This is a genomic window from Cupriavidus sp. 09_S30, from assembly GCF_056930435.1.
In genome coordinates, this window is record NZ_JBXOWI010000001.1 from 470,171 (window position 1) to 492,020 (window position 21,850).

The following is a 21,850-nucleotide window of genomic DNA, read 5'->3' on the forward strand; positions in this document are numbered from 1 at the left end:
ACAGGTGCAGCGAGATCGTCGCGGCGACCGTATCGAACGACCCAAAGGAGAGCCCCAGATGAACGCCAACGAGCACCAATTCACCCAGGCCGCCGCCCAGCGCGGTCCCCGCGAGATCCGCGCGCCGCACGGTACGCAGTTGCATTGCCGCAACTGGCTGATCGAAGCCGCCTACCGCATGATCCAGAACAACCTCGACCCGGATGTGGCGGAACGGCCGCAGGACCTGGTGGTCTACGGCGGCATCGGCAAGGCCGCGCGCAACTGGGAGTGCTTCGACACCATTCTCGACACCCTGCGCCGCCTGGGTGAGGACGAGTCGCTGCTGGTGCAGTCCGGCAAGCCGGTGGGCGTGTTCAAGACGCATGTCGACGCGCCGCGCGTGCTGATCGCCAACTCCAACCTGGTGCCGCACTGGGCCACCTGGGACAAGTTCAACGAGCTGGACCGCGCCGGGCTGATGATGTACGGCCAGATGACGGCGGGTTCCTGGATCTATATCGGCTCGCAGGGCATCGTGCAGGGCACCTACGAGACCTTCGTCGAGGCGGGCCGCCAGCACTACGACGGTGACCTGTCGGGCAAGTGGATCCTGACCGCGGGCCTGGGCGGCATGGGCGGGGCCCAGACGCTGGCCGGCGTGCTGGCGGGTGCCAGCGTGCTGGCCGTCGAGTGCCAGGAGTCGAGCATCGACTTCCGCCTGCGCACGCGCTACCTGGACAAGAAGGCCACCAGCATCGACGAGGCGCTGGCCATGATCGCCGAGGCCACCCGCAACAAGCAGGCCATTTCGGTGGGCCTGCTTGGCAACGCCGCCGAAGTGCTGCCCGAGCTGGTCAAGCGCGCGCAGGCCGGCGGCATGCGTCCGGACATCGTCACCGACCAGACCTCCGCGCACGACCTGGTCAACGGCTATCTGCCGGTGGGCTGGACCGTGGCGCAATGGGAAGCGGCACGCAAGGCCGATCCCAAGTCGGTCGAGGCCGCCGCGCGGCCTTCCATCGTCGCCCACGTGCAGGCCATGCTGGCCTTCCAGCAGATGGGCGTGCCCACGCTGGACTACGGCAACAATATCCGCCAGGTGGCCTTCGACGAAGGCGTGAAGAACGCCTTCGACTTCCCGGGCTTCGTGCCGGCCTACATCCGTCCGCTGTTCTGTCGCGGCAAGGGTCCGTTCCGCTGGGTGGCGCTGTCGGGCGACCCCGAGGACATCTACAAGACCGATGCCAAGATGAAGGAGCTGTTCCCGGAGGACACCCACCTGCACCGCTGGCTCGACATGGCGCGTGAGCGCATCGCCTTCCAGGGCCTGCCTTCGCGCATCTGCTGGGTGGGCCTGGACGAGCGCCACCGCGCCGGCCTGGCCTTCAACGAGATGGTGCGCAATGGCGAACTGAAGGCGCCCGTCGTGATCGGGCGCGACCACCTCGACTGCGGCTCGGTCGCCAGCCCCAACCGCGAGACCGAGGCCATGCGCGACGGCTCCGACGCCGTTTCCGACTGGCCGCTGCTCAATGCGCTGCTGAACACCGCCGGCGGCGCCACCTGGGTCAGCCTGCACCATGGCGGCGGCGTCGGCATGGGCTTCTCCCAGCATTCCGGCGTGGTGATCGTCTGCGACGGCACCGAGGCTGCCGACCGCCGCCTCGCCCGCGTGCTGTGGAACGACCCCGCCACGGGCGTGATGCGCCACGCCGATGCCGGCTACGACATCGCCATCGACTGCGCCCACGAGAAGGGCCTGGACCTGCCGATGGTGAAGGGCGCATGACGGTCGCGGCCAACGCTGCGCCGCTGACGCATCGGTTCACGCTGGCGGACATCCCCGCCGCGCGCTGGAAGAACGGCGGCGGGCTCACGCGAGAGATCGCGGTGTGGCCGCCGGGCGCCGGCATGGACGACTTCGTCTGGCGTATCAGCGTGGCCGACATCGCCGCCGACGGGCCGTTCTCGGCCTTTCCCGGCGTGGACCGGCAGATCGCACTGCTGTCCGGCGCCGGCGTGCGCCTGCACGCCGCCGACGGCAGCTTCGATCAAGCCCTGGTGCGCGTGGGCGAGCCGTTCGCCTTCCCCGGCGAGACCGGCGTGCAGGCCACGCTGGTCGATGGCGTCACGCGCGACTTCAACGTCATGACGCGGCGCGGCCGCTGCCGCGCCCGCATCGACGTGCGGCGGGCTGCCTTCGCGCTCGACGTGGGCGCCCACCCGGTGCTGCTGCTGGCCGTGGCCGGCCATTGGCATGCCGTCGCTGGCGACGGCATGGCGGAGGCGATGCCGCCCGGCGCGGGACGCCTTTACACAGACGGCGCAGACGGCGCGCCGGCCGGCCGGATCGAGTTCTGTCCGGCCGCCGGCGAGGCCCTTTGCCTGCAATTGACCCTGGAAATGGAGACTGGCCGATGACCCTGCCCAGCATCCGTACGGCGCCCTCCGCGGACGGCGTCTGGCACCGCTGCCACCTGCTGCCCGACGGCGATCCCGCCCATGCCATCCGCGACGCTGCGCTGGTGGTGCAGGACGGCCGCATCGCCTGGCTCGGGCCGGAGGCCGCACTGCCGCCAGCCTGGGCCGCGCTGCCGCGGCATGACGCGGGCCAGGCCTGGATCACGCCTGGCCTGGTCGACTGCCATACGCACCTCGTCTACGGCGGACAGCGCGCCGACGAGTTCGCCATGCGCCTGGCCGGCGCCGATTACGCCGAGATCGCACGCGCCGGCGGCGGCATCGTCTCCACCGTGCGGGCCACGCGCGAGGCCAGCGAGGACGAGCTGTTCGCGCAGGCGGCCGCGCGGCTGGCGCCGCTGCTGGCCGAGGGCGTGACCGCCATCGAGATCAAGTCGGGCTACGGCCTGGCGCTGGAGGCCGAGCGCAAGCAGCTGCGCGTGGCGCGCCGCCTGGGCGAGGCCTTCGGCGTGAGCGTGCACACCACCTTCCTCGGCGCGCACGCCTTGCCGCCCGAATATGCCGGGCGCGCCGACGACTACATCGCGCTGGTGTGCGACACCATGCTGCCGGCGCTGGCCGCTGAAGGCCTGGTCGACGCGGTCGATGCCTTCTGCGAATCGATCGGTTTCTCGCCCGCGCAGACCGAGCGCGTGTTCGAGGCGGCCGCGCGCCACGGCCTGCCCGTCAAGCTGCATGCCGAACAGCTCAGCAACCTCGGCGGCGCCGCGCTGGCGGCACGCCACCGCGCGCTTTCCGCCGATCACCTGGAGCACCTGGACGAGGCCGGCGTCGCCGCCATGGCCGCATCCGGCACGGTGGCGGTGCTGCTGCCGGGCGCCTACTACTTCCTGCGCGACACCCATCTCCCGCCGATCGACCTGCTGCGCCGCCATGGCGTGCCGATCGCGCTGTCCACCGATCACAATCCCGGCACTTCGCCGGTCACCTCGCTGCTGCTGATGGTGAACATGGCCTGTACCCTGTTCCGGCTGACCGTGCCGGAGGCCCTGGCCGGCGTCACCGTCAACGCCGCCCGCGCACTCGGCGCGGCGGACCGCCACGGCCTGCTCGCGCCGGGAAGAGTGGCCGATTTCGCGCTGTGGCGCATCGGCACCCCGTCCGAACTGGCCTACTGGTTCGGGCGCAATCCCATTGCGGCGGTGGTGCGGCAGGGCCGCGTCTTTCCCGCCGCCGGCGCCGATTTCGCTGGAGCACAGCCATGAGCGCGGCACAGAGCCACCAACTGTTCGCCGGCGAGGCCCTGCTGCCGGGCGGCTGGGCGCGCGACGTGCTGCTGGCCTGGGATGCATCCGGCGTCCTCGCCACCGTGGAGGCGGGCGTGGCCGCGCCCGTGGGCGTGCCGCAAGCGGCGGGCGCGGTGCTGCCGGGCATGGTCAACCTGCACTCGCACGCCTTCCAGCGCGGCTTCGCCGGGCTCACCGAGCACCGCACCGGCAGCGACGACTCCTTCTGGAGCTGGCGCACGCTGATGTACCGCTTTGCGCTGCGGCTCTCGCCCGATGCCCTGGAAGCCATCGCCACCCAGGTCTATATCGAGATGCTGCGCGCAGGCTATACCAGCGTCTGCGAGTTCCACTACGTGCACCACGATCCGCAGGGGCGGCCCTATGCCGATCCGGCCGAGATGTCGCTGCGCCTGCTGCGCGCGGCGTCGCGCGCGGGCATCGGCATCACGCTGCTGCCCGTGCTGTACCAGACCGCCGGCTTCGGCGCCAAGCCGGCGCTGCCGGAGCAGCGCCGCTTCCTGCTCGATACCGACGCCATGCTGGCCTTGCTGCAGCGGCTGTCCGGTGCCTGCAGCGGCGGCGATGCCCGCCTCGGGCTGGCGCCCCATTCCCTGCGCGCGGTGCCGCCCGAGGCGCTGGTGCAGGCCGTGGCCGGCCTGCATGCAATGGATCCGCAGGCGCCGGTGCATATCCATATCGCCGAGCAGCAGCGCGAGGTGGACGAGTGCCTGGCCAGCACCGGCACGCGGCCGGTGGCCTGGCTGTTCGACCATGCCGAGGTCGATGCGCGCTGGTGCCTGGTGCATGCCACCCATATGGACTGGGATGAACACCGGCGGCTGGCCCACAGCGGCGCGGTGGCCGGCATCTGCCCGACTACCGAAGCCAATCTCGGCGATGGCGTGTTCGATGCGCCGGCCTACCTGGGCCAGGGCGGCGTCTGGGGCATCGGCTCGGACAGCCATGCCAGCGTTAGCGTGGCGGAGGAGCTGCGGCTGTTCGAGTACGGCCAGCGCCTTGCGCTGCAGCGGCGCAACGTGCTGGCCTCCGAGGCCCATCCGCAAGTCGCCGACCGGCTCTACCTGGAAGCGGTCGCCGGTGGCGCCCGCGCGGCGGGCCGCGCCGTGGCGGGGCTGGCGCCGGGCCAGCGCGCGGATTTCACCGTGCTCGACGGCGCGCATCCCGCGCTGGCAGGGCTGAGTGGCGCGCAGGCGCTGGCCGCCCATGTCTTCGCCAATCACGGGCATGAGACACTAGCGGAAGTCCGCACGGCCGGCCGTAGCCGCGTGCAGCATGGCTGCCACCCTCTACAGGCGGAGGCCGGCCATGCCTTCGCCGCGGCGCGCGCCGGGCTGCTGACCGACTGAAACCGGGCGCGGCGGTGCGCCCAGCCCACCGCGCCCCACTGAGAACGAGATGTCCACCCAGCCACTCTTTGCCACCGACAAGCCCGCCTTCACGCTGCATCGCGGCACGCGCCCGCTGCTGCTGTCGATGCCGCACGTCGGCACCTACGTGCCTGCGGCGCTGGCCGCGCGACTGACCGACGAAGCCCGCACGGTTCCCGACACCGACTGGCACCTGGAACGCCTGTACGACTTCGCGCGCGAGATGGGCGCCTCCATCCTGGCGGCCACGCACTCGCGCTACGTGATCGACCTGAACCGCCCGCCCGACAACGCGAACCTGTACCCCGGCCAGGACACCACCGGCCTGTGTCCGGTCGACACCTTCGACAAGACGCCGGTCTACGCGGATGGCGGCAAGGGCCCGGAGGAGGCGGAGATCGCCGCGCGCCGCGACTCTGTCTGGCATCCCTACCACGCTGCGCTGGCCGAGGAACTGGCCCGGCTGCGCGCCGAGCATGGCACCGTCGCACTGTGGGAAGCGCACTCGATCCGCTCGCTGCTGCCGCGCTTCTTCGAAGGCAAGCTGCCCGACTTCAACCTCGGCACCGCCAACGGCGCGAGCTGCGATACCGGGCTGGCCGCGCGCCTGCTCGCCATCGCCGAGGCGGCGCCGGGCCATACCGCTGTGCTCAACGGCCGCTACAAGGGCGGCCACATCACCCGCCACTACGGCCAGCCGGAGCAGGGCGTGCATGCGGTGCAGCTGGAACTGGCCCAGTGCACCTATATGAGCGAACAATATCCCTTCGCCTACGATGCGCCGCGCGCGACGGCGCTGCAGCCGGTGCTGCGCGACATGCTGGGGACCATGCTGGCCTTCGTGGAAGCATAGGGGAGGGCCAAGGGCGCCGTCCGCGGCGCCTGGCAGGTGTGACATAAGCGGCGCTTGTATCGCCCATCAGTTTTACTTGCTTTACCTTCCGTGCGGCCCTGCGCATACTGGCGGCGCGCCGGGCTGCGCCACGTCCACGACGGCAGGCCGGGATCGCTGCGGTTCCTCCGGAAATTCGAGGACCGGAGAGAAGGTGCGAACCGGCCCGAGAGCCGGTCGCATCGCAGCACGGAGGGCCGCCGGAAAATTCGCGGGGTTGGGCGATGCCTCCATCAGGCCTATGGGAGCTTCCCGGCGCATCCAAACCGGCCATGGCCGCCGGCTGGCGGGCCGCTTGCCTGCCAGCCGGCAAGCCGTGGTTTCTCCGCCCGGCTTCGGCCCTTTCCTGCCCTTTCCGGTACTCTCCGACGCTCTCCAGCACGCTCCGGCCTCCTTCGGCTCCCATCCTCGCGGATCGTCTCTCTTCATCCCGTTTCGCATTCCCCTTGTGTCGGCCACCTCGTGCTTGGCGCCCGAGGGCCGCGGATGTCATGATGGCGGGGTGCGGGAGGGGCCGATGGCGGCAGCCGCGGCCGGCGGGCCTGCATGCACACTGACGATGTCCTCGGGCCTGCGCAGCCAGCGCGGGCAGGCCGCCGCGTGCACCGGATCGGAGTGCTGCGAGCCTGCTCCGGCCGGCGCCGGAGGCGAGGGCGTGACGGCAAGAACAAGGAGGAGACATGGATATGCAAGGCAGGGAAACGCAGGGAATGTCCCGGGAGCGGCTCAGGCGGGTCGAACGCTTCATTGACGAGGCCTATGTCGCAAACGGCAAGCTGCCCGGCGCCCTGGTCCAGGTATGGCGGCGCGGTGAGCTGGCGCTGAATACGGTGCTGGGCCTGGCCGACCGCGAGCGCCAGGTGCCGCTGGCGGAAGACTCGATCTTCCGCATCTACTCGATGAGCAAGCCCATCACCTCGGTGGCGATCATGATGCTGGTCGAGGAATGCAAGATCGCGCTGGACGATCCGGTCAGCAAGTACATTCCCGAGTGGGCGAACCTGGGTGTCTACGCGGGCGGCTTCATGGAGAGCTTCCAGACCCGCCCGCCCGCGCGCCCGATGCTGGTCGTGGACCTGCTGCGCCATACCTCCGGCCTGACCTACGGCTTCCAGCAGAACTCCAATGTCGATGCCGCCTACCGCAAGCTGAAGCTGGGCGAACTGACCACCGACGGCACGCTGGACGGCATGATCGAGAAGCTGGCCACGCTGCCGCTGGAGTTCTCGCCCGGCGAGGCCTGGAACTATTCGGTCTCCACCGATGTGCTGGGTTACCTGGTGGGCAAGGTCAGCGGCATGCCCTTCGAGACCTTCCTGAAGCAGCGCATCTTCGACCCGCTGGGCATGGTCGATACCGCTTTCCATGTGCCCGAAGAGAAGGTCGGACGTTTCTGCGCCTGCTATGCCGTCGGCGCGCTGGGTTCGAAGGTGGTATCCACGAAGGGACCGGCGCTGCAGGACGATCCCCGCACCAGCCTCTACCTGAAGCCCCCCAGCTTCGTGTCGGGCGGCGGCGGGCTGGTTTCCACCGCGGCCGACTATATGCGCTTCGCGCGCATGCTGCTGCAGGGCGGCGAACTGGACGGCGTGCGCCTGCTGGGGCCGAAGACGCTGGCCTTGATGACGGCCAACCACCTGCCGGGCGGCGTCGACCTGCCGCGCATGTCGCGCTCGATGTTCAGCGAGGCCACCTATGACGGCGTGGGCTTCGGCCTGGGCTTTGCCACCACGGTGACGCCCGCGACCACGCTGATTCCCGGCAGCGCAGGTGATTTCTTCTGGGGCGGGGCGGCCAGCACCTTCTTCTGGGTCGACCCGCAGGAAGACCTGATCGGCTTGTTCCTGACGCAGATGCTGCCCTCGTCCGCCTATCCGGTGCGGCGCCAGTTGCGCACGCTGGTCTACAGCGCGATCACCGAGCCAGGCGCCCAGGCGCGCTGAACGGCGCAGGCCGGATGGCGCAGACAGGCAAGCCCTTGCGAAGCAAGGGCTTTTTTCATGCGCGTTTCTGGTGCAAGGACGGGGCGCGGACCCGCGCGCCAGCCCGCCGTGTAACGGGGGACGCCGTGATGGCAAATCCTTGATAGGCTGATCCTTACCGAGGCAGTGCGATGCCTGCCGCGGCAACGCCTGATGCGGAATTGTCGTGGCACACCCTGGCTCGGTCCTTGTCGGATGCCGGCCTGCCCCGCCGGCCGGTGCGCGTGGCCGGCCTGTGCGCTCTGGTGGCCAGCCAAGGGATCGGGATGGCCTGGCCTGCCCGGGACGAAGGCCATCCACTGCGGGACGGAGCGTTGGCGCATGTCCGGCCGCCGTGGCGGTGGCGCCATGCGCGCCCGGCCCCAAGGAGCCATCATGCAAGACCTTGTGCAAGACATCGCCTTCCGCACCCTGTTGTACCGCTACTTCTTCTTCGGCTGGCTGTTCAAGGACGCCAGCCGGGGCGACCTGCACGAACGCTGCGCGGCCTGGCGCTTCAACCAGGCGCAGGCGCGCTGGCTGCTGACCTATATGCGGCGCTGGCTCTGGTGCGGACTGCTGTTCTATGCCCTGGGCGGGGTGGTCGAACTGGTGTTGAGCGCGCCCGGCTTGTCCGCGCTGTTCTATGTGCCCGGCGTGCTCAGCGTGCCGGTCAATGTCGTCATCGGTGTGCAGTGGATCGGCTTGAAGGCGCTTCCCGGGCCGCTGTGAGCGGCCATGCGTCGCTGGAAAACGCCGGCGTGGGGATGGCGGCGCAGGCACGCGCCGTACCAATGGAAAAATGAAAAGGCCCTTCCATGGTTGGAAGGACCAGAATGGGTGCGGGGTCGGACTGGAGTATCGCCTGCTAAGCCGCGCCGGAATGGCTCCGGCACCTGGTCAAACAAGCGCAACGCCCCTGTTCCCATGGAGGTCAGCGTGGAAACCCGGTCATGACGATCCCGGTCCAGGCGGACACCTGTATGCCCGGGGGGCTCGGCAATCGCCGCAAGCGATGTGGCAACCCCATGGCTCCGGCAACCAGCCCGTCAATTCAGCCGTTCTGAGGCCTTCCGCACAAACGTCACCATCCTTTGGTATGAAGCGGCCCCTGATTGTTCCTAGGCTAGAACATGCAAACCTATTCATGCATGTATCCCTAGGCAGGAGGCAATATGACTACGACTACGGCAGCCACTTCCGCACGTTCCGTGCTGGTGCAACGAGTCAAACAACGGCTGAAACCCTTGATTCCGGCGTGGTTGCTGAAGTCCCACCGGGATCGTGTGAGGCGCATGGAAGGCCTGCTGTATGAAGGCAAGTCACTGGGTGAAGTGTTCACCCATGTCTATCAGACCGGCGCGTGGGGTGTGGCGGAGGACCAGTCTGGATTCTACAGCGGCAGCAGCTCCCATGACCCGAAGATCGTCGAACCCTATGTGAAGGCGGTGACCGAATACCTCAGCGCGGTGCCGAAGCGGCCGGCGGTCGTCGACCTCGGCTGTGGCGACTTCAATGTCGGCAAACGCATTCGCGCCGTTTGCGGACCCTACATCGGCTGCGACGTCGTCGATGCGGCGATCCAGTCAAACCGGACGAGGTTCGCCGATCTCGATGTCGACTTCCGTTGCGTTGACATCACGACCGACCCGCTGCCTCCTGGCGACATCGTGTTCCTGCGCCAGGTGCTGGACCATCTGGACAATGCGCGCATCGCCACCGTCCTGTCGAAGCTGGGTCCGTACAAGGTCTTGATCCTGACCGAGTACCTGCCGCAGAGCGCGAACTTCACGCCTAATCTCGACAAAGCGATCGGCTCGCATCTGCGCCTGTTCGGGGAACAACCGAGCGGGCTCGTCCTGACCGCGCCGCCGTTCAACCTGAAGGTGCTGTCCGCGCGGATCCTCTGCGAAGTCCCCGACAGCGGTGGTGTCATCCGCACCATCGCCTACGAATTGCAGTGATGCTGAGCGTGCGTCCTTGTCCGGGCAAGCACACGAGGCGCTCGAGGAACCACTGACGGCAAGCGGCAGGAAATTCCCGCTGTCAGTGGACGTTCTCGGACCACTCCGGAAACAAAAAACCCCGCAAAGCTAGGCTGGGCGGGGTTTGGCGGAATTCTTGGGACTGCTTGGGAATTGCAGTTGGTGCCCGGGGTCGGACTCGAACCGACACGCCTTGCGGCGGGGGATTTTGAGTCCCCTGCGTCTACCTGTTTCACCACCCGGGCGGGTGGGCATGGCACCAGCGACGGTGTCATGCCGAGCCGCGGATTATGCCCGATTTCGCATGGTCCCACAACCGAGGCCGGGCTGCTAGCGCCCGCGCCGCGCCAGCATGGCGCGGCTGCGGTCGTAGTACTCGGGCGGCTTGCGCGCGACCCAGCGGATGAAGTCGGCGATTGCCGGGTGGCTGCGCAGGCGCTTCCAGTCGTGGTAGATGGTGGCCAGTTCCGCTTCGGTGAAAACGGAGTGGATCTTCTGGTGGCAGACGCGATGCATCTCCACCACCTCGCGGCCGCCCTGGCTGCGCGGCACCGGATGGTGCAGGTCGGTGCTGGGGCCGGCTACCAGCACGCGGCCGCACAGCGGGCAGTGCGGCCGCGCGGCGGGGGCCTCGGCGATCGGCGGCCCTTGCTGCGCATCGTGGCTGGCACGCAAGCGGCGCTTGACTACCATGGCCGGCGGAGTGACGAGTGGGGTAGCATGGCCGCATTATCGCGCCGGGCCCACGCCCGGTGTGCTCCCGCCGCCTTCCTGGGGCTTCCACTGCTGTGCCGCTGTCTTTTTTGCCTGGAACTGACATGACAGACCGGTTGGAACTGGCTGACCTGGCCCAATTGCCGACGCAGGACCCTGATTTCTACGCGAGCGAGTACAACAACCGGGAGCGGGTGCCGTCGCACCCGGCCAACCTGGCGCGCTGGGCGGAATGGTCGCGGCAGGTGCGTGAACGCGCTGGCGCGCGGCTCGACCTGCCCTATGCCGACGCCGGTTCGCTGCGGCCGCAAGACGAGCGGCTCGACTATTTCCCGGCGCAGGGCGGCGGCGTCGCACCGCCGCTGCTGGTGTTCCTGCATGGGGGCTACTGGCGCGCCCTGGGCAAGGGCGACCACAGCTTCGTGGCAAGCGTCCTGCCCGAGCGTGGTGTTTCGGTCGCGGTGGTCGGCTATTCGCTCTGTCCGGCCGTCAGCATCGAGGCCATTGTCAGGCAGGCGCTGCGCAGCGTCGCCTGGCTCTACCGGCAGGCTGCGGAACTGGGCCACGACCCGGCGCGCATTTACGTGGGCGGCCACTCGGCCGGCGGCCACCTGGCCGCGATGATGCTGGCGGCGCACTGGCCGATGCTGGATGCCGCCCTGCCCGCCGACCTGGTCAAGGGGGCCATGTCGATCAGCGGACTGTACGATCTCGAGCCGATCCGCCGCGCGGCCTTCCTGCAGACGGACCTGCGCCTGTCCGAGACCGATGTGGCACGCCTGTCGCCGGCCTATCTGCCGCCGGCAAGCACGGCGCCGCTGCTGACCGCCGTGGGCGGCCTGGAATCGTCCGAGTACCACCGGCAGAACGCGTTGATCCGCGCCGCCTGGCGGGCCAATGCCAGCGCGCCCGGCACAGCCGATGTGCCGCTGCCAGGCCGCGACCATTTCACGGCGCTGGAAGCGCTGGCCGAGGCGGACAGTCCCCTGGTCGCGGCCTCGCTGGCGATGACGGCGGCCAGCCACTGACCCCTGCCGAAGAGCGCAGCGGGCCGGCGCTGGTGTCTCTGCCCTAGTCCTGGCCTTGGCCCGGCGCCTGCTCGAGCACGCGCAGCAGCGAAGAGGTGTCGTCCTTGCCCCAGCCGTTCGCCATCAGCTTGCGCAGCTGGCCGGCGGTGGCGGCCATGGCGGGCAGCGCCAGCCCGAGCTCGCCGGCGATGTCGCTGGCCAGGCCGAAGTCCTTGTCGTGCAGGCGCGCCTCGATGCCGGCGGCGTAGTCGTCGGCCACCATCTTGGGGCCCATCAGGTCGAGCATGCGGCTGCCGGCCATGCCGGTGGCCATCGCCTGCAGCACGCGGCCGGTGTCGACCTGCTGCGCGCGCGCGAAGCGCATGGCCTCGGCAATGCCCTCGATATTGACTACCTGTGCGATCTGGTTGCACAGCTTGGCCACCTGGCCGGCGCCATGGTCGCCGATATGGGTGATGGTCTTGCCGAGCAGCGCCAGCAGCGGGCGCACACGCTCCAGCACCTCCGCCTTGCCGCCGACCATGATGGTGAGGGTGGCCGCCTCGGCGCCCGCGGTGCCGCCCGAGACCGGGCAGTCGAGCGCCTCGATGCCGCGCTCGGCCAGGCGCACCGCGATCTCGCGCGTGACGATGGGCGAGATGGTGCTGTGGTCCACGCAGATGGTGCCGGCGGCCGCGCCTTCGATCACGCCGCGCTCGCCCAGCAGCACGGCGCGGACGTCCTCGGACGAAGTCACGTTGGTGAAGACGACGGCCGCGCCCTGTGCGGCTTCGGCCGGCGAGAAGAAGGGCTCGGCGCCAAGCGCGCGGGCGGCTTCGGCGGCCTCGGGACGGCGCACGAAGGCGCGCACGGCGTGGCCGGCGGCCAGCAGGTGGCGGACCATGGGCGTGCCCATGGCGCCCAGGCCGATGAAGGCGACGGTCGTCATGTCGGGAAATCCTTGCGTTGCGGTTGAAGGCGCGGCGGTCCGCTTGCGCGTTGCGGGGGCGAGGGCAGCAGGCGCCTGGGATCCGCATTGTGGCATGCGGCGGCCCGCGGGGTTTCGCGCTGCGCCCCGGCCGGCGCCGGCATGGACAAGCCAGGTGGCGCCGATCGGGGCGGCGGGCGCGGCGTCCGCCGCTCTTTACTGCCCCGCTGCGTAGGCGAACTTGCCGTCGCGGATCACGCCCATCACGCGCGAGCGCTGGTCGAAGCCCTGGTGGTCTTTCGCGCTCATATTCATCACGCCGTTGGGAATGGTCAGGTTGGTGGTGCCCTCGATGGCGTCGCGCATGGCCTGGCGGAATTCACGCGTGCCCGGCTGGGCGCCGCTCTTGAGGGCGCGGCGCGTGGCGTCGTCCAGCAGCATCCAGGCGCCCCAGGCATCGCCGGCGAACTGGGTCACACTGTCGGCGCCGTAGCGGGCCTCGTAGCGGGTGGCGAATTCGAGCGCCACCTTCTTGACCGGGTGGCCGTCGGGCAACTGCCGTGCCACCACCACCGGGCCGGTGGGGAAGAGCGTGCCCTCGACGTCCTTGCCGCCCACGCGCAGGAAATCCCAGGTGGCGATGCCGTGCGTCTGGTACACGCGCCCCTTGTAGCCGCGCTCGCCCAGCGTCTTCTGCGGCAGCACCGAGGGCGTGCCAGCGCCGGCGATCAGGATGGCGTCGGGATTGGCCGCCATCAGCTTGAGCACCTGGCCCGTCACCGAGGTGTCGTTGCGCGAGAAGCGCTCATTGGCCACCACCTTGAGCTTGCGCACCTCGGCCAGCTTCGAGAATTCGCGCCACCAGCTCTCGCCATAGGCGTCGTTGAAGCCGATGAAGCCGACCGTCTTGATGCCGTGGTTGCTCATGTATTCGGTCAGCACCGTAGCCATGTGCGAATCGTTCTGCGGCATCTTGAAGGCCCAGCGCCGCTTGGCATCGGTCTGCGGCTCGACGATGGCAGCCGAGGCGGCCAGCGCCACCATCGGCGTCTCGCCTTCCGAGACGGCATCGAGCGCCGCCAGCGCGGTCGGGGTGATGTTGGGGCCGACGATCACGTCGACCTTGTCCTCGGAGATCAGCTTGCGCACGTTGCGCACGGCCGCAGCCGGGTCGGAGGCGTCGTCCAGCACGATGTACTGCGCCTTCTGCCCGCCCAGGGTGGCCGGCCACATCAGCACGGTGTTCTTGGACGGGATGCCGATGGAGGCGGCCGGGCCGGTGGTGGACACATCGACGCCAACGCGGATGTCGGCGCGCGCGGCCATGGCGGCCAAGGTCAGGCAGGCGGCAAGCAGGGTGGTGCGGACAGCGGGACTGGACATGCAGGGTCTCCTCTTCGGTTTGTTCTCGGCCGCGCGCCGTGCGTCGGCGCGACGGGCGTGTCTTGTTGCCGGAAGAGGATAGCCGAGGCCGGGCCCGACACGCCATCCGGGGCGAGCCCGGGGGAGGGGGCGGCCCGCCGCGGCATTGCCGCGGCGCACGACTCGGCGTCTTAGGCGTCTAGGCGTCGACGATCACCTCGAAGCCGCCGAAGATCATGCGCTTGCCATCGAAGGGCATGCTTTCCGGCTGCTTCATCCGGGGATCTTCCATGACGGCCTTCATGCCCTTGTCGCGCGCCTCGCGCGAGGGCCAGGTGATCCACGAAAAGACCACGGTTTCGTCGTCCTTGCGCTGGACGGCCATCGGGAAGGAGGTCAGCTTGCCCTCCGGCACGTCGTCGCCCCAGCACTCGACCAGTCCCAGCGCGCCGTGGTCCTTGAAGACGACGGCGGCTTCCAGCGCCATCTTTCGGTAGATCTCCCGGTTCGCGGTGGGGACGGGGACGACGAATCCTTCGACATAGGCCATGTCAATGCTCCTTTGGGTTGGTCCGAAATCTGGTGGGCGCCGATGGGCGCCGCATCCTGACGACGAACGGCGGGAGCGGATTTCGACAAGCGCGCGAACTCTTTTTCGCCCCCGGCTGCATCGGCCGGGGGCCAGGTGCCCGCGGATGCCCGCGGGGGCCTGCGAGTGCCTATCGGGCCCCCAGGCGCCAGAGCGAGGTCACCTCCGCCGCGCGCGCCGCGTGCAGGGCGTCGTCCTGGTCGGCAGCCTTCGGGTGGCGCGGCCGGATCTCCAGCCGGCCCAGCACTTTCAGCCCGGCCGCATCGATCCAGGCGAGCAGCTCGTCGCGCGTGCGCAGGCCCAGGTGCTCGGCCAGGTCAGACAGCAGCAGCCAGCCCTCGCCGGCGGGTTCCAGGTGGGCAGCCAGGCCGGCCAGGAAGCCCTTGAGCATGCGGCTGTCCGGGTCATAGACGGCGTGCTCGATCGCCGAACTGGGCCGCGCCGGCACCCAGGGCGGGTTGCAGACCACCAGCGGAGCACGGCCCGCCGGGAACAGGTCCACCTCGGTCACTTCCACCTGCTTGCCGAGCCCCAGGCGGCCGATGTTGTCGCGCGCGCAGGCGAGCGCGCGCGGATCCTGGTCGGTGGCGACCACGCGCCGCACGCCGCGCTGGGCCAGCAGCGCCGCCAGCACCCCGGTGCCCGTGCCGATATCGAAGGCGAGCGCGTCCGCGCCGGCCGGCAATGGCGCCTTGGCGACGAGATCGACATATTCGCCGCGCACCGGCGAGAACACGCCGTAGTACGGATGGATGCGCGCACCCAGCGCCGGGATCTCCACGCCCTTCTTGCGCCACTCGTGCGCACCGATCAGGCCCAGCAGCTCGCGCATCGAGGCCACGTAGGGCTCGTCCGCCGCGCCATACGCCTCGGTGCAGGCCTGGTGCACATCGGGGGCGCGGCGCAGCGGCACTACGTGGCCAGAGTCGAAGGGCAGCAGCAGCATGGCCAGCGTGCGCGCGCGCTGCGATTGCGCCAGGCGGTGCAGGTTGAAGGACTCCGTGGGGGAGGGTGGGGTCTTGGCCTTGGCGGCCTTGGTCCGGTGCGCCTTCTTGGGTTTGTCGGCGCGGCGTGCGAGCGCCTGCAGCAACTGGCGGGCGTTCTGGAAGTCGCCGCGCCACAGCAGGGCGGTGCCTTCGCAGGCCAGGTGGTAAGCGGTGTCGGCGCTGGTGGTGTCGTCGGCGACGACCACGCGCCGGGGCGGCGGCAGGCCGGCCTCGGAGCGCCAGCGGGCGCTGCGCTCGGCGCCGTCTTCGGTCCAGTGGATCAGGGGCAGGTCGCTCATCGGCTTGCCTCCTGGCGCAGGCAGCCGGTTGGCGTGCCCGTAGGGGATTGTTGCAGCATGAAAAAGTGCGTTGGTTGAATGCGGGGGTGGCGGCTTCAGAGCTCGTAGGCCTCGTGCTCGCCGGACATCGCCTGTTCCACCAGCCTGCGGTTCAGCGTCGGCGAGAACAGTTCGATGAAGGTATAGACGAAACTGCGCAGGTAGGCGCCCTGCTTGACCGCCAAGTGCGTCACATTGGTGCCGAACAGGTGGCCGGCCGTGATGCCGCGCAGGTTGCGGTCGCGCTCGGGGTCGAAGGCGACGCCGGCCACGATGCCGACGCCGAGCCCGACCTCCACATAGGTCTTGATCACGTCGGCGTCGATGGCCTCCAGCACGATGTCCGGCTCCAGGTGGCGCAGCGCGAAGGCCTTGTCGATCTTGGGCCGCCCGGCGAAGTTCGGATCATAGGTGATCAGCGGAAAGGCCATCAGGTCTTCCAGCGCGAGGTGCTTCTTCTCCAGCAGCGGGTGATCGGGTGGCGTCACCACCACGTGCTGCCATTGGTAGCCGGGCAGGGATACCAGGCCCTTGTCGTTGGAGATGCCCTCGGTGGCGATGGCCACGTCGGCCTGGTCGTGCAGCACCATGTCGGAGATCTGGGCCGGATTGCCCTGCTGGATCGACAGCCGCACCTTGGGGTAGCGCTTGGTGAACTCGGCGATCACGCGCGGCAGCGCGTAGCGGGCCTGGGTGTGCGTGGTGGCGATGGTGAAGTTGCCCTGGTCCTGGGCGGCGTAGTCCTTGCCCACCCGCTTCAGGCTTTCCACCTCCTGCAGGATCTTCTCCACCGAGCTCAGGATGCGCCGGCCCGGCTCGGTCAGGCTGCGGATGCGCTTGCCGTGGCGCGTGAAGATATCGACACCCAGCTCCTCTTCCAGCTCGATGATGGCCTTGGAGACGCCTGGTTGTGACGTATAGAGCGCTTTAGCGGCCTCGGTCAGATTGAAGTTCTGCCGGACAGCCTCCCTGACGAAGCGGAACTGGTGAAGATTCATATAACTCGCCTCGTATAAACAAACAACTTCTTATTAGTTTGGGATATGAGGCCAGTTTATTACGATTTGCGGACTTTGTTAACGAACGGCCAGACCCTTTAGCGCACACGTGCGGATGGGCCGAGGCCACAGGCGGCGCGCTCCCCATGTCCTTTGCCTATACCGTTTCCGGTCTGCTCGTAGGCGTCCTCGTCGGTCTCACCGGCGTGGGAGGGGGCTCGCTGATGACGCCGCTGCTGACCCTGCTGTTCGGCTTCTCGCCGGCCACCGCGGTCGGCACCGACCTGGCCTTCGCCGCCATCACCAAGAGCTTCGGCACGCTGGCGCACCGCGCGCACGGCCATGTGCAGTGGCAGGTGGTGCGCCGTCTGTGCCTGGGCAGCCTGCCGGCGGCCGTGGCCACCATCCTGGTGCTCAAGAGCGCGGGCGAGCTGAACAGCCAGTGGCTGCACGCGATCCGCGTGACGATCGGGGTGTCGGTGCTGCTGACCGTGGCCTCGCTGCTGCTGCGCAGGCAGATGCTGGCCTGGCTGGCGCGCCATCCGCGCTTCCAGCTCGAAGGCCGCCGCCAGGCCGTGGCCACCGTGGCGGTGGGTGCCGTGCTCGGCGTGCTGGTGACCATCTCGTCGATCGGCGCGGGTGCCGTGGGCGCCACGCTGATCCTGCTGCTCTACCCCCGCCTGAAGCCGGCCGAGGTGGCCGGCACCGATATCGCCTACGCCGTCCCGCTGACGGCGCTGGCCGGTCTGGGCCATGTCTGGCTCGGCACCGTGGACTTGACCCTGCTTGTTTCGCTGCTGGTGGGCTCGATCCCCGGCATCTGGGCGGGCGCGCAACTGTCGCGGGCGCTGCCCGAGCGGCTGACGCGCGCCGCGCTGGCCACCACGCTGACGCTGGTGGCCATCAAGCTCGTTTCCTGACGCATTCAACGCATACTGAACGGACCCTCACCATGTATCAGTACGATCAATACGACCAGCGCATCGTCAACGAGCGCGTGGCCCAGTTCCGCGACCAGGTGCGCCGCCGACTCAGTGGCGAGCTGACGGAAGAGGAATTCCTGCCGCTGCGGCTGCAGAACGGCCTGTACCTGCAGCGCCACGCCTACATGTTGCGCGTGGCCATTCCCTACGGCCTGCTGGCCAGCCGCCAGCTGCGCAAGCTCGCCCACATCGCGCGCGAGTTCGACCGCGGCTACGGCCACTTCTCCACCCGCCAGAACATCCAGTACAACTGGATGGAGCTGGAACGCGTGCCCGACGCGCTGGCCGAGCTGGCCAGCGTCGAGATGCACGCCATCCAGACCTCCGGCAACTGCGTGCGCAACATCACCACCGACCACTTCGCCGGCGTCGCGCCGGACGAGTCCGTGGACCCACGCGTGCTGGCCGAGCTGCTGCGCCAGTGGAGCACCTTCCAGCCCGAGTTCGCCTTCCTGCCGCGCAAGTTCAAGATCGCCATCTCCGCCTCGACCGACGACCGCGCCGTGGTGCAGATGCACGACATCGGCATCTACGCCTACCGCAACGACGCCGGCGAGACGCGCCTGCGCATCCTGGCCGGCGGCGGCCTGGGCCGCACGCCGATCCTGGGCTCGGTGATCAAGGAAGACCTGCCCTGGCAGCACATGCTGAGCTATGTCGAGTCGGCCATCCGCGTCTACAACCGCTACGGCCGCCGCGACAACAAGTACAAGGCGCGCATCAAGATCCTGGTCAAGGCCATCGGCGTGGAGAAGTTCGCGCAGGAAGTGGAAGACGAGTGGCAGCACAGCAAGGACGGCCCCGCCACGCTGACGCAGGCCGAGTTCGACAGAGTCGCGCAGTACTTCGCGCCGCCCGCCTACGAGAAGCTGGCCGACACCGATGCCAGCTACGAGAAGCACCTGCTGGAAGACAAGGCCTTCGCGCGCTGGGTCAGCCGCAGCGTGCACGGCCACAAGGTGCCGGGCTATGCCGCGGTGACGCTGTCGACCAAGCCTGGCATCGTGTCGCCCCCGGGGGACGCCACCGCCGAGCAGATGGAGGCCGTGGCCGGCTTCGCCGACCGCTACGGTTTCGGCGAGCTGCGCGTGGCGCACGAGCAGAACCTGGTGCTGCCCGACGTGAAGAAGCGCGATCTCTACGCGCTGTGGCAGGAGGCCCGCCAGGCCGGCCTGGCCACCGCCAATATCGGCCTGCTGACCGACATCATCGCCTGCCCCGGCGGCGATTTCTGCTCGCTCGCCAACGCCAAGTCGATCCCGATCGCGCAGGCCATCCAGCAGCGCTTCGACGACCTCGACTACGTGCATGACCTGGGCGAGATCTCACTGAATATCTCGGGCTGCATCAACGCCTGCGGCCACCACCACGTCGGCAACATCGGCGTGCTCGGCGTGGATAAGGACGGCGAGGAGTGGTACCAGGTCACGCTGGGCGGCGCGCAAGGCAACGACACCGCGCTGGGCAAGGTGATCGGCCCCTCCTTCAAGGCCGAGGAGATGCCCGACGTGGTCAGCCGCGTCATCGACACCTTCGTGGCCAACCGCCACGAGGACGAGCGCTTCATCGAGACCCTGTCGCGCATCGGCATCGCGCCGTTCAAGGAACGCGTCTATGCAGACAAGCAGCGCGAGCGCGTCGAAGCCTGAGGCCCGGAGAAAGCACATGCAAAAGATCATTCAACTGCAGGCCGGTACTCCGGTCATCGTCGACGACGCCTGGACCGTGCTGCGCGGCGCCGAGGGCCAGCCCGTGAGCGAGGCGCAGGTCGCCGAGGCGGCGCAGGGCACGGCGCCGGTGCTGTTCCCGCTCGCCGCCTGGCTGGCGCACAAGGACGGCGTGCTGGCCGGCCGCGCCGCCGACATCACCGGCGTCTGGCTAGCGCCCGAGGACGAGCCCGCCGACTCTCAGGCGGCCTTCGACCATGTGGCCGTGGTCGCGGTGGACTTCCCGGTGTTCCGCGATGGCCGCGGCTTCTCCACGGCCTATCTGCTGCGCAGCCGCTACCAGTGGAAGGGCCAGCTGCGCGCCATCGGCGACGTGCTGCGCGACCAGCTCAACTTCATGAAGCGCTGCGGCTTCGACGCCTACGCGGTGCGCGCCGACAAGAACATCGACGACGCGCTCAAGGGCTTCAGCGAGTTCACCGTGGCCTACCAGGCCTCGGTCGACGAACCGCTGCCGCTGTTCCGCCGCGCGCGTGCCGAAGCGGGCGTGGCGCAGAAGGAGACGGCATGAGCGCGGTGCTGAACGAGATCCCGGTGGTGGCCGCGGCCGGCGAGGTCTCCTCGCTGCGCCCGCCCGCGCTGTGGACGCCGCCGGAGTACACCGGCAGCCTGGAGTCCCTGCAGGAAAAGGAAGCCGCGCTGGCCGAGCGGCTGGCCGGCATCGCGGCACGCTTCTTCCGCGCGCGCTTCGCTTCCAGCCTGGCGGCCGAGGACATGGTCGTGACCGATGCCATCCTGCGCGGCTCCCCCGCCGTGCGCGCCGGCATCCGCGTCTTCACGCTGCAGACCGGCAGGCTGCATGCGGAAACGCTGGCGGTGCTGGATGCGGTCAGCGAGCACTACGGCTACAAGATCGAGCAGTTCACCCCCGATCCCGAGGCCGTGGAGAACTACCTGCGCAATCACGGCCTGAACGGCTTCTACGACAGCCTCGACGCGCGCAAGCTGTGCTGCGGCATCCGCAAGGTGGAGCCGCTGAACCGCGCGCTGTCGCACGCCGACGCCTGGCTGACCGGCCAGCGCCGCGAGCAGGCCGTGACGCGCGCCGAACTGCCCTTCGAGGAAGTCGACGAGGCGCGCGGCATTCCCAAGTTCAACCCGCTGGCGGACTGGTCCGAGGCCGAGGTCTGGGCCTACCTGAAGCGCCACCAGGTGCCGGTCAACGCGCTGCACGCCAAGGGCTATCCCAGCATCGGCTGCGAGCCCTGTACGCGCGCGGTGCGCGCCGGCGAGGACGTGCGCGCCGGACGCTGGTGGTGGGAGAACAAGGACTCGAAAGAGTGCGGGCTCCACGAACAGAACATCAAGCATTGAAGCATTGACATCGAGGCCACACGACATGGGCATCATGAACGAAATCGCAGGCGCCGACGTGGCGCACCTGCTGCAAGTACAGAACGACCATCTCGACAAGCTAGAAGCCGAGTCGATCTACATCATCCGCGAGGTGGTGGCCGAGTGCCGCAACCCGGCGCTGCTGTTCTCCGGCGGCAAGGACTCGATCGTGATGCTGCATCTCGCGCTGAAGGCCTTCCGCCTCGGTGAGCGCAAGATCGAGCTGCCCTTCCCGCTGGTGCACATCGATACCGGCCACAACTACCCGGAAGTGATCGCCTTCCGCGACCAGCGCGTGGGCGAGCTCGGCGCGCGCCTGGTGGTGGGGCATGTCGAGGACTCGATCAAGCGCGGCACCGTGCGCCTGCGCAAGGAGACCGATTCGCGCAATGCTGCGCAGGCCGTCACGCTGCTGGAAACTATATCAGCGCACCAGTACGACGCGCTGATGGGCGGTGCCCGCCGCGACGAGGAAAAGGCGCGCGCCAAGGAGCGCATCTTCTCCTTCCGCGACGAATTCGGCCAGTGGGACCCCAAGGCCCAGCGCCCCGAGCTGTGGAGCCTGTACAACGGCCGCATGGCGCCGGGCGAGCAGATGCGCGTGTTCCCCATCTCCAACTGGACCGAGCTGGACGTGTGGCAGTACATCGCCCGCGAGAACCTGGCGCTGCCCCCGATCTACTACGCGCACCAGCGCGAAGTGGTGCGCAAGAACGGCCTGCTGGTGCCGGTCACGCCGATCACGCCCAAGCAGGACGGCGACACCAGCGAGGTGCTGTCGGTGCGCTTCCGCACCGTGGGCGACATCAGCTGCACCTGCCCGGTGGCGAGCACCGCGGCCACGCCCGACGAGATCATCGCCGAGACCGCCGTGACCGAGATCACCGAGCGCGGCGCCACCCGCATGGACGACCAGACCAGCGAGGCGTCGATGGAGCGCCGCAAGAAGGAAGGCTACTTCTGAG

Annotated in this window: 20 protein-coding genes and 1 tRNA gene; 14 read left to right on the top strand and 7 right to left on the bottom strand. The window is 69.0% G+C overall.

Annotation, left to right across the window (positions count from 1 at the left end):
- The first annotated feature begins 58 nt into the window (after positions 1 to 58).
- From hutU to AC1Z3O_RS02305, 8 genes are all read left to right on the top strand, one after another.
- A complete protein-coding gene (gene hutU / locus AC1Z3O_RS02270) occupies positions 59 to 1,771 on the top strand; it encodes a urocanate hydratase (RefSeq protein WP_483513187.1) in 1,713 nt (570 codons plus the stop codon).
- On the top strand, positions 1,768 to 2,403 hold the full coding sequence (locus AC1Z3O_RS02275) for a HutD/Ves family protein (RefSeq protein WP_483513189.1): 636 nt from the start codon (positions 1,768 to 1,770) through the stop codon (positions 2,401 to 2,403). The genes hutU and AC1Z3O_RS02275 overlap by 4 nt, the downstream gene beginning before the upstream one ends.
- The gene (gene hutI / locus AC1Z3O_RS02280) at positions 2,400 to 3,668 is read left to right on the top strand and encodes an imidazolonepropionase (protein WP_483513191.1); all 1,269 of its coding nucleotides are present in this window, start codon (positions 2,400 to 2,402) and stop codon (positions 3,666 to 3,668) included. The genes AC1Z3O_RS02275 and hutI overlap by 4 nt, the downstream gene beginning before the upstream one ends.
- The gene (locus AC1Z3O_RS02285) at positions 3,665 to 5,059 is read left to right on the top strand and encodes a formimidoylglutamate deiminase (protein WP_483513193.1); all 1,395 of its coding nucleotides are present in this window, start codon (positions 3,665 to 3,667) and stop codon (positions 5,057 to 5,059) included. The genes hutI and AC1Z3O_RS02285 overlap by 4 nt, the downstream gene beginning before the upstream one ends.
- Before the next feature lie 49 nt (positions 5,060 to 5,108).
- Positions 5,109 to 5,933 (top strand): N-formylglutamate deformylase, encoded by an 825-nt coding sequence (hutG, locus tag AC1Z3O_RS02290; RefSeq protein WP_483513194.1) that lies wholly within the window; start codon positions 5,109 to 5,111, stop codon positions 5,931 to 5,933.
- Between the two features lie 719 nt (positions 5,934 to 6,652).
- A complete protein-coding gene (locus AC1Z3O_RS02295) occupies positions 6,653 to 7,915 on the top strand; it encodes a serine hydrolase domain-containing protein (protein ID WP_483513196.1) in 1,263 nt (420 codons plus the stop codon).
- 426 nt (positions 7,916 to 8,341) lie between these two features.
- A complete protein-coding gene (locus tag AC1Z3O_RS02300) occupies positions 8,342 to 8,665 on the top strand; it encodes a hypothetical protein (RefSeq protein WP_483517498.1) in 324 nt (107 codons plus the stop codon).
- Between the two features lie 443 nt (positions 8,666 to 9,108).
- Positions 9,109 to 9,897, top strand: coding sequence for a class I SAM-dependent methyltransferase (locus tag AC1Z3O_RS02305; protein WP_483513198.1), 789 nt, complete (start codon positions 9,109 to 9,111; stop codon positions 9,895 to 9,897).
- A gap of 181 nt (positions 9,898 to 10,078) precedes the next feature.
- Here the strand turns inward: AC1Z3O_RS02305 and AC1Z3O_RS02310 are convergent.
- Both AC1Z3O_RS02310 and AC1Z3O_RS02315 read right to left on the bottom strand, forming a co-directional pair.
- Positions 10,079 to 10,163, bottom strand: a tRNA-Leu gene (locus tag AC1Z3O_RS02310).
- Positions 10,164 to 10,248: 85 nt separating this feature from the next.
- A complete protein-coding gene (locus AC1Z3O_RS02315; RefSeq protein ID WP_483513200.1) occupies positions 10,249 to 10,611 on the bottom strand; it encodes an HNH endonuclease family protein in 363 nt (120 codons plus the stop codon).
- A 125-nt stretch (positions 10,612 to 10,736) separates the two neighbouring features.
- On the opposite strand from AC1Z3O_RS02315, the gene AC1Z3O_RS02320 reads away from it, so the two are divergent.
- On the top strand, positions 10,737 to 11,660 hold the full coding sequence (locus AC1Z3O_RS02320) for an alpha/beta hydrolase (RefSeq protein ID WP_483513201.1): 924 nt from the start codon (positions 10,737 to 10,739) through the stop codon (positions 11,658 to 11,660).
- 43 nt (positions 11,661 to 11,703) lie between these two features.
- Here the strand turns inward: AC1Z3O_RS02320 and AC1Z3O_RS02325 are convergent, their stop codons facing one another.
- The 5 genes from AC1Z3O_RS02325 to AC1Z3O_RS02345 all read right to left on the bottom strand — a co-directional run bounded on the left by AC1Z3O_RS02325 (position 11,704) and on the right by AC1Z3O_RS02345 (position 16,840).
- Complete coding sequence (locus AC1Z3O_RS02325; RefSeq protein ID WP_483513203.1) at positions 11,704 to 12,588, bottom strand: NAD(P)-dependent oxidoreductase; 885 nt, start codon at positions 12,586 to 12,588, stop codon at positions 11,704 to 11,706.
- 195 nt (positions 12,589 to 12,783) lie between these two features.
- Complete coding sequence (locus tag AC1Z3O_RS02330; RefSeq protein WP_483513205.1) at positions 12,784 to 13,950, bottom strand: ABC transporter substrate-binding protein; 1,167 nt, start codon at positions 13,948 to 13,950, stop codon at positions 12,784 to 12,786.
- 178 nt (positions 13,951 to 14,128) lie between these two features.
- The gene (locus AC1Z3O_RS02335) at positions 14,129 to 14,479 is read right to left on the bottom strand and encodes a DUF1428 domain-containing protein (RefSeq protein WP_483513207.1); all 351 of its coding nucleotides are present in this window, start codon (positions 14,477 to 14,479) and stop codon (positions 14,129 to 14,131) included.
- 169 nt (positions 14,480 to 14,648) lie between these two features.
- On the bottom strand, positions 14,649 to 15,803 hold the full coding sequence (locus tag AC1Z3O_RS02340; protein ID WP_483513209.1) for a methyltransferase: 1,155 nt from the start codon (positions 15,801 to 15,803) through the stop codon (positions 14,649 to 14,651).
- Between the two features lie 95 nt (positions 15,804 to 15,898).
- Entirely contained in the window at positions 15,899 to 16,840 is a 942-nt protein-coding gene (locus tag AC1Z3O_RS02345) for a CysB family HTH-type transcriptional regulator (RefSeq protein WP_483513210.1), read from the bottom strand.
- A 146-nt stretch (positions 16,841 to 16,986) separates the two neighbouring features.
- Between AC1Z3O_RS02345 and AC1Z3O_RS02350 the strand changes: the two genes are divergently transcribed.
- The 5 genes from AC1Z3O_RS02350 to cysD are packed head-to-tail and all read left to right on the top strand — an operon-like array spanning position 16,987 to position 21,849.
- The gene (locus AC1Z3O_RS02350) at positions 16,987 to 17,760 is read left to right on the top strand and encodes a sulfite exporter TauE/SafE family protein (RefSeq protein ID WP_483513212.1); all 774 of its coding nucleotides are present in this window, start codon (positions 16,987 to 16,989) and stop codon (positions 17,758 to 17,760) included.
- Between the two features lie 32 nt (positions 17,761 to 17,792).
- Complete coding sequence (locus AC1Z3O_RS02355; RefSeq protein WP_483513214.1) at positions 17,793 to 19,472, top strand: nitrite/sulfite reductase; 1,680 nt, start codon at positions 17,793 to 17,795, stop codon at positions 19,470 to 19,472.
- Positions 19,473 to 19,488: 16 nt separating this feature from the next.
- Positions 19,489 to 20,061: a DUF934 domain-containing protein gene (locus AC1Z3O_RS02360; RefSeq protein ID WP_483513216.1), complete on the top strand. Its 573-nt coding sequence runs from the start codon at positions 19,489 to 19,491 to the stop codon at positions 20,059 to 20,061.
- Positions 20,058 to 20,864 (top strand): phosphoadenylyl-sulfate reductase, encoded by an 807-nt coding sequence (locus AC1Z3O_RS02365; RefSeq protein WP_483513218.1) that lies wholly within the window; start codon positions 20,058 to 20,060, stop codon positions 20,862 to 20,864. Before AC1Z3O_RS02360 ends, AC1Z3O_RS02365 begins: the two co-directional genes overlap by 4 nt.
- Before the next feature lie 25 nt (positions 20,865 to 20,889).
- The gene (gene cysD / locus AC1Z3O_RS02370; protein WP_483513220.1) at positions 20,890 to 21,849 is read left to right on the top strand and encodes a sulfate adenylyltransferase subunit CysD; all 960 of its coding nucleotides are present in this window, start codon (positions 20,890 to 20,892) and stop codon (positions 21,847 to 21,849) included.
- Position 21,850: the final 1 nt, after the last annotated feature.

Coding starts and splice junctions, on each gene's coding strand:
- AC1Z3O_RS02360 (WP_483513216.1), top strand. CDS start 19,489: ATGCAAAAGATCATTCAACTGCAGGCCGGTACTCCGGTCATCGTCGAC.
- cysD (WP_483513220.1), top strand. CDS start 20,890: ATGGGCATCATGAACGAAATCGCAGGCGCCGACGTGGCGCACCTGCTG.
- AC1Z3O_RS02315 (WP_483513200.1), bottom strand. CDS start 10,611: ATGGTAGTCAAGCGCCGCTTGCGTGCCAGCCACGATGCGCAGCAAGGG.
- AC1Z3O_RS02345 (WP_483513210.1), bottom strand. CDS start 16,840: ATGAATCTTCACCAGTTCCGCTTCGTCAGGGAGGCTGTCCGGCAGAAC.
- AC1Z3O_RS02330 (WP_483513205.1), bottom strand. CDS start 13,950: ATGTCCAGTCCCGCTGTCCGCACCACCCTGCTTGCCGCCTGCCTGACC.
- AC1Z3O_RS02335 (WP_483513207.1), bottom strand. CDS start 14,479: ATGGCCTATGTCGAAGGATTCGTCGTCCCCGTCCCCACCGCGAACCGG.
- AC1Z3O_RS02325 (WP_483513203.1), bottom strand. CDS start 12,588: ATGACGACCGTCGCCTTCATCGGCCTGGGCGCCATGGGCACGCCCATG.
- AC1Z3O_RS02350 (WP_483513212.1), top strand. CDS start 16,987: ATGTCCTTTGCCTATACCGTTTCCGGTCTGCTCGTAGGCGTCCTCGTC.
- AC1Z3O_RS02275 (WP_483513189.1), top strand. CDS start 1,768: ATGACGGTCGCGGCCAACGCTGCGCCGCTGACGCATCGGTTCACGCTG.
- hutI (WP_483513191.1), top strand. CDS start 2,400: ATGACCCTGCCCAGCATCCGTACGGCGCCCTCCGCGGACGGCGTCTGG.
- AC1Z3O_RS02340 (WP_483513209.1), bottom strand. CDS start 15,803: ATGAGCGACCTGCCCCTGATCCACTGGACCGAAGACGGCGCCGAGCGC.
- hutU (WP_483513187.1), top strand. CDS start 59: ATGAACGCCAACGAGCACCAATTCACCCAGGCCGCCGCCCAGCGCGGT.
- AC1Z3O_RS02355 (WP_483513214.1), top strand. CDS start 17,793: ATGTATCAGTACGATCAATACGACCAGCGCATCGTCAACGAGCGCGTG.
- AC1Z3O_RS02365 (WP_483513218.1), top strand. CDS start 20,058: ATGAGCGCGGTGCTGAACGAGATCCCGGTGGTGGCCGCGGCCGGCGAG.
- AC1Z3O_RS02285 (WP_483513193.1), top strand. CDS start 3,665: ATGAGCGCGGCACAGAGCCACCAACTGTTCGCCGGCGAGGCCCTGCTG.
- AC1Z3O_RS02305 (WP_483513198.1), top strand. CDS start 9,109: ATGACTACGACTACGGCAGCCACTTCCGCACGTTCCGTGCTGGTGCAA.
- AC1Z3O_RS02320 (WP_483513201.1), top strand. CDS start 10,737: ATGACAGACCGGTTGGAACTGGCTGACCTGGCCCAATTGCCGACGCAG.
- hutG (WP_483513194.1), top strand. CDS start 5,109: ATGTCCACCCAGCCACTCTTTGCCACCGACAAGCCCGCCTTCACGCTG.
- AC1Z3O_RS02295 (WP_483513196.1), top strand. CDS start 6,653: ATGGATATGCAAGGCAGGGAAACGCAGGGAATGTCCCGGGAGCGGCTC.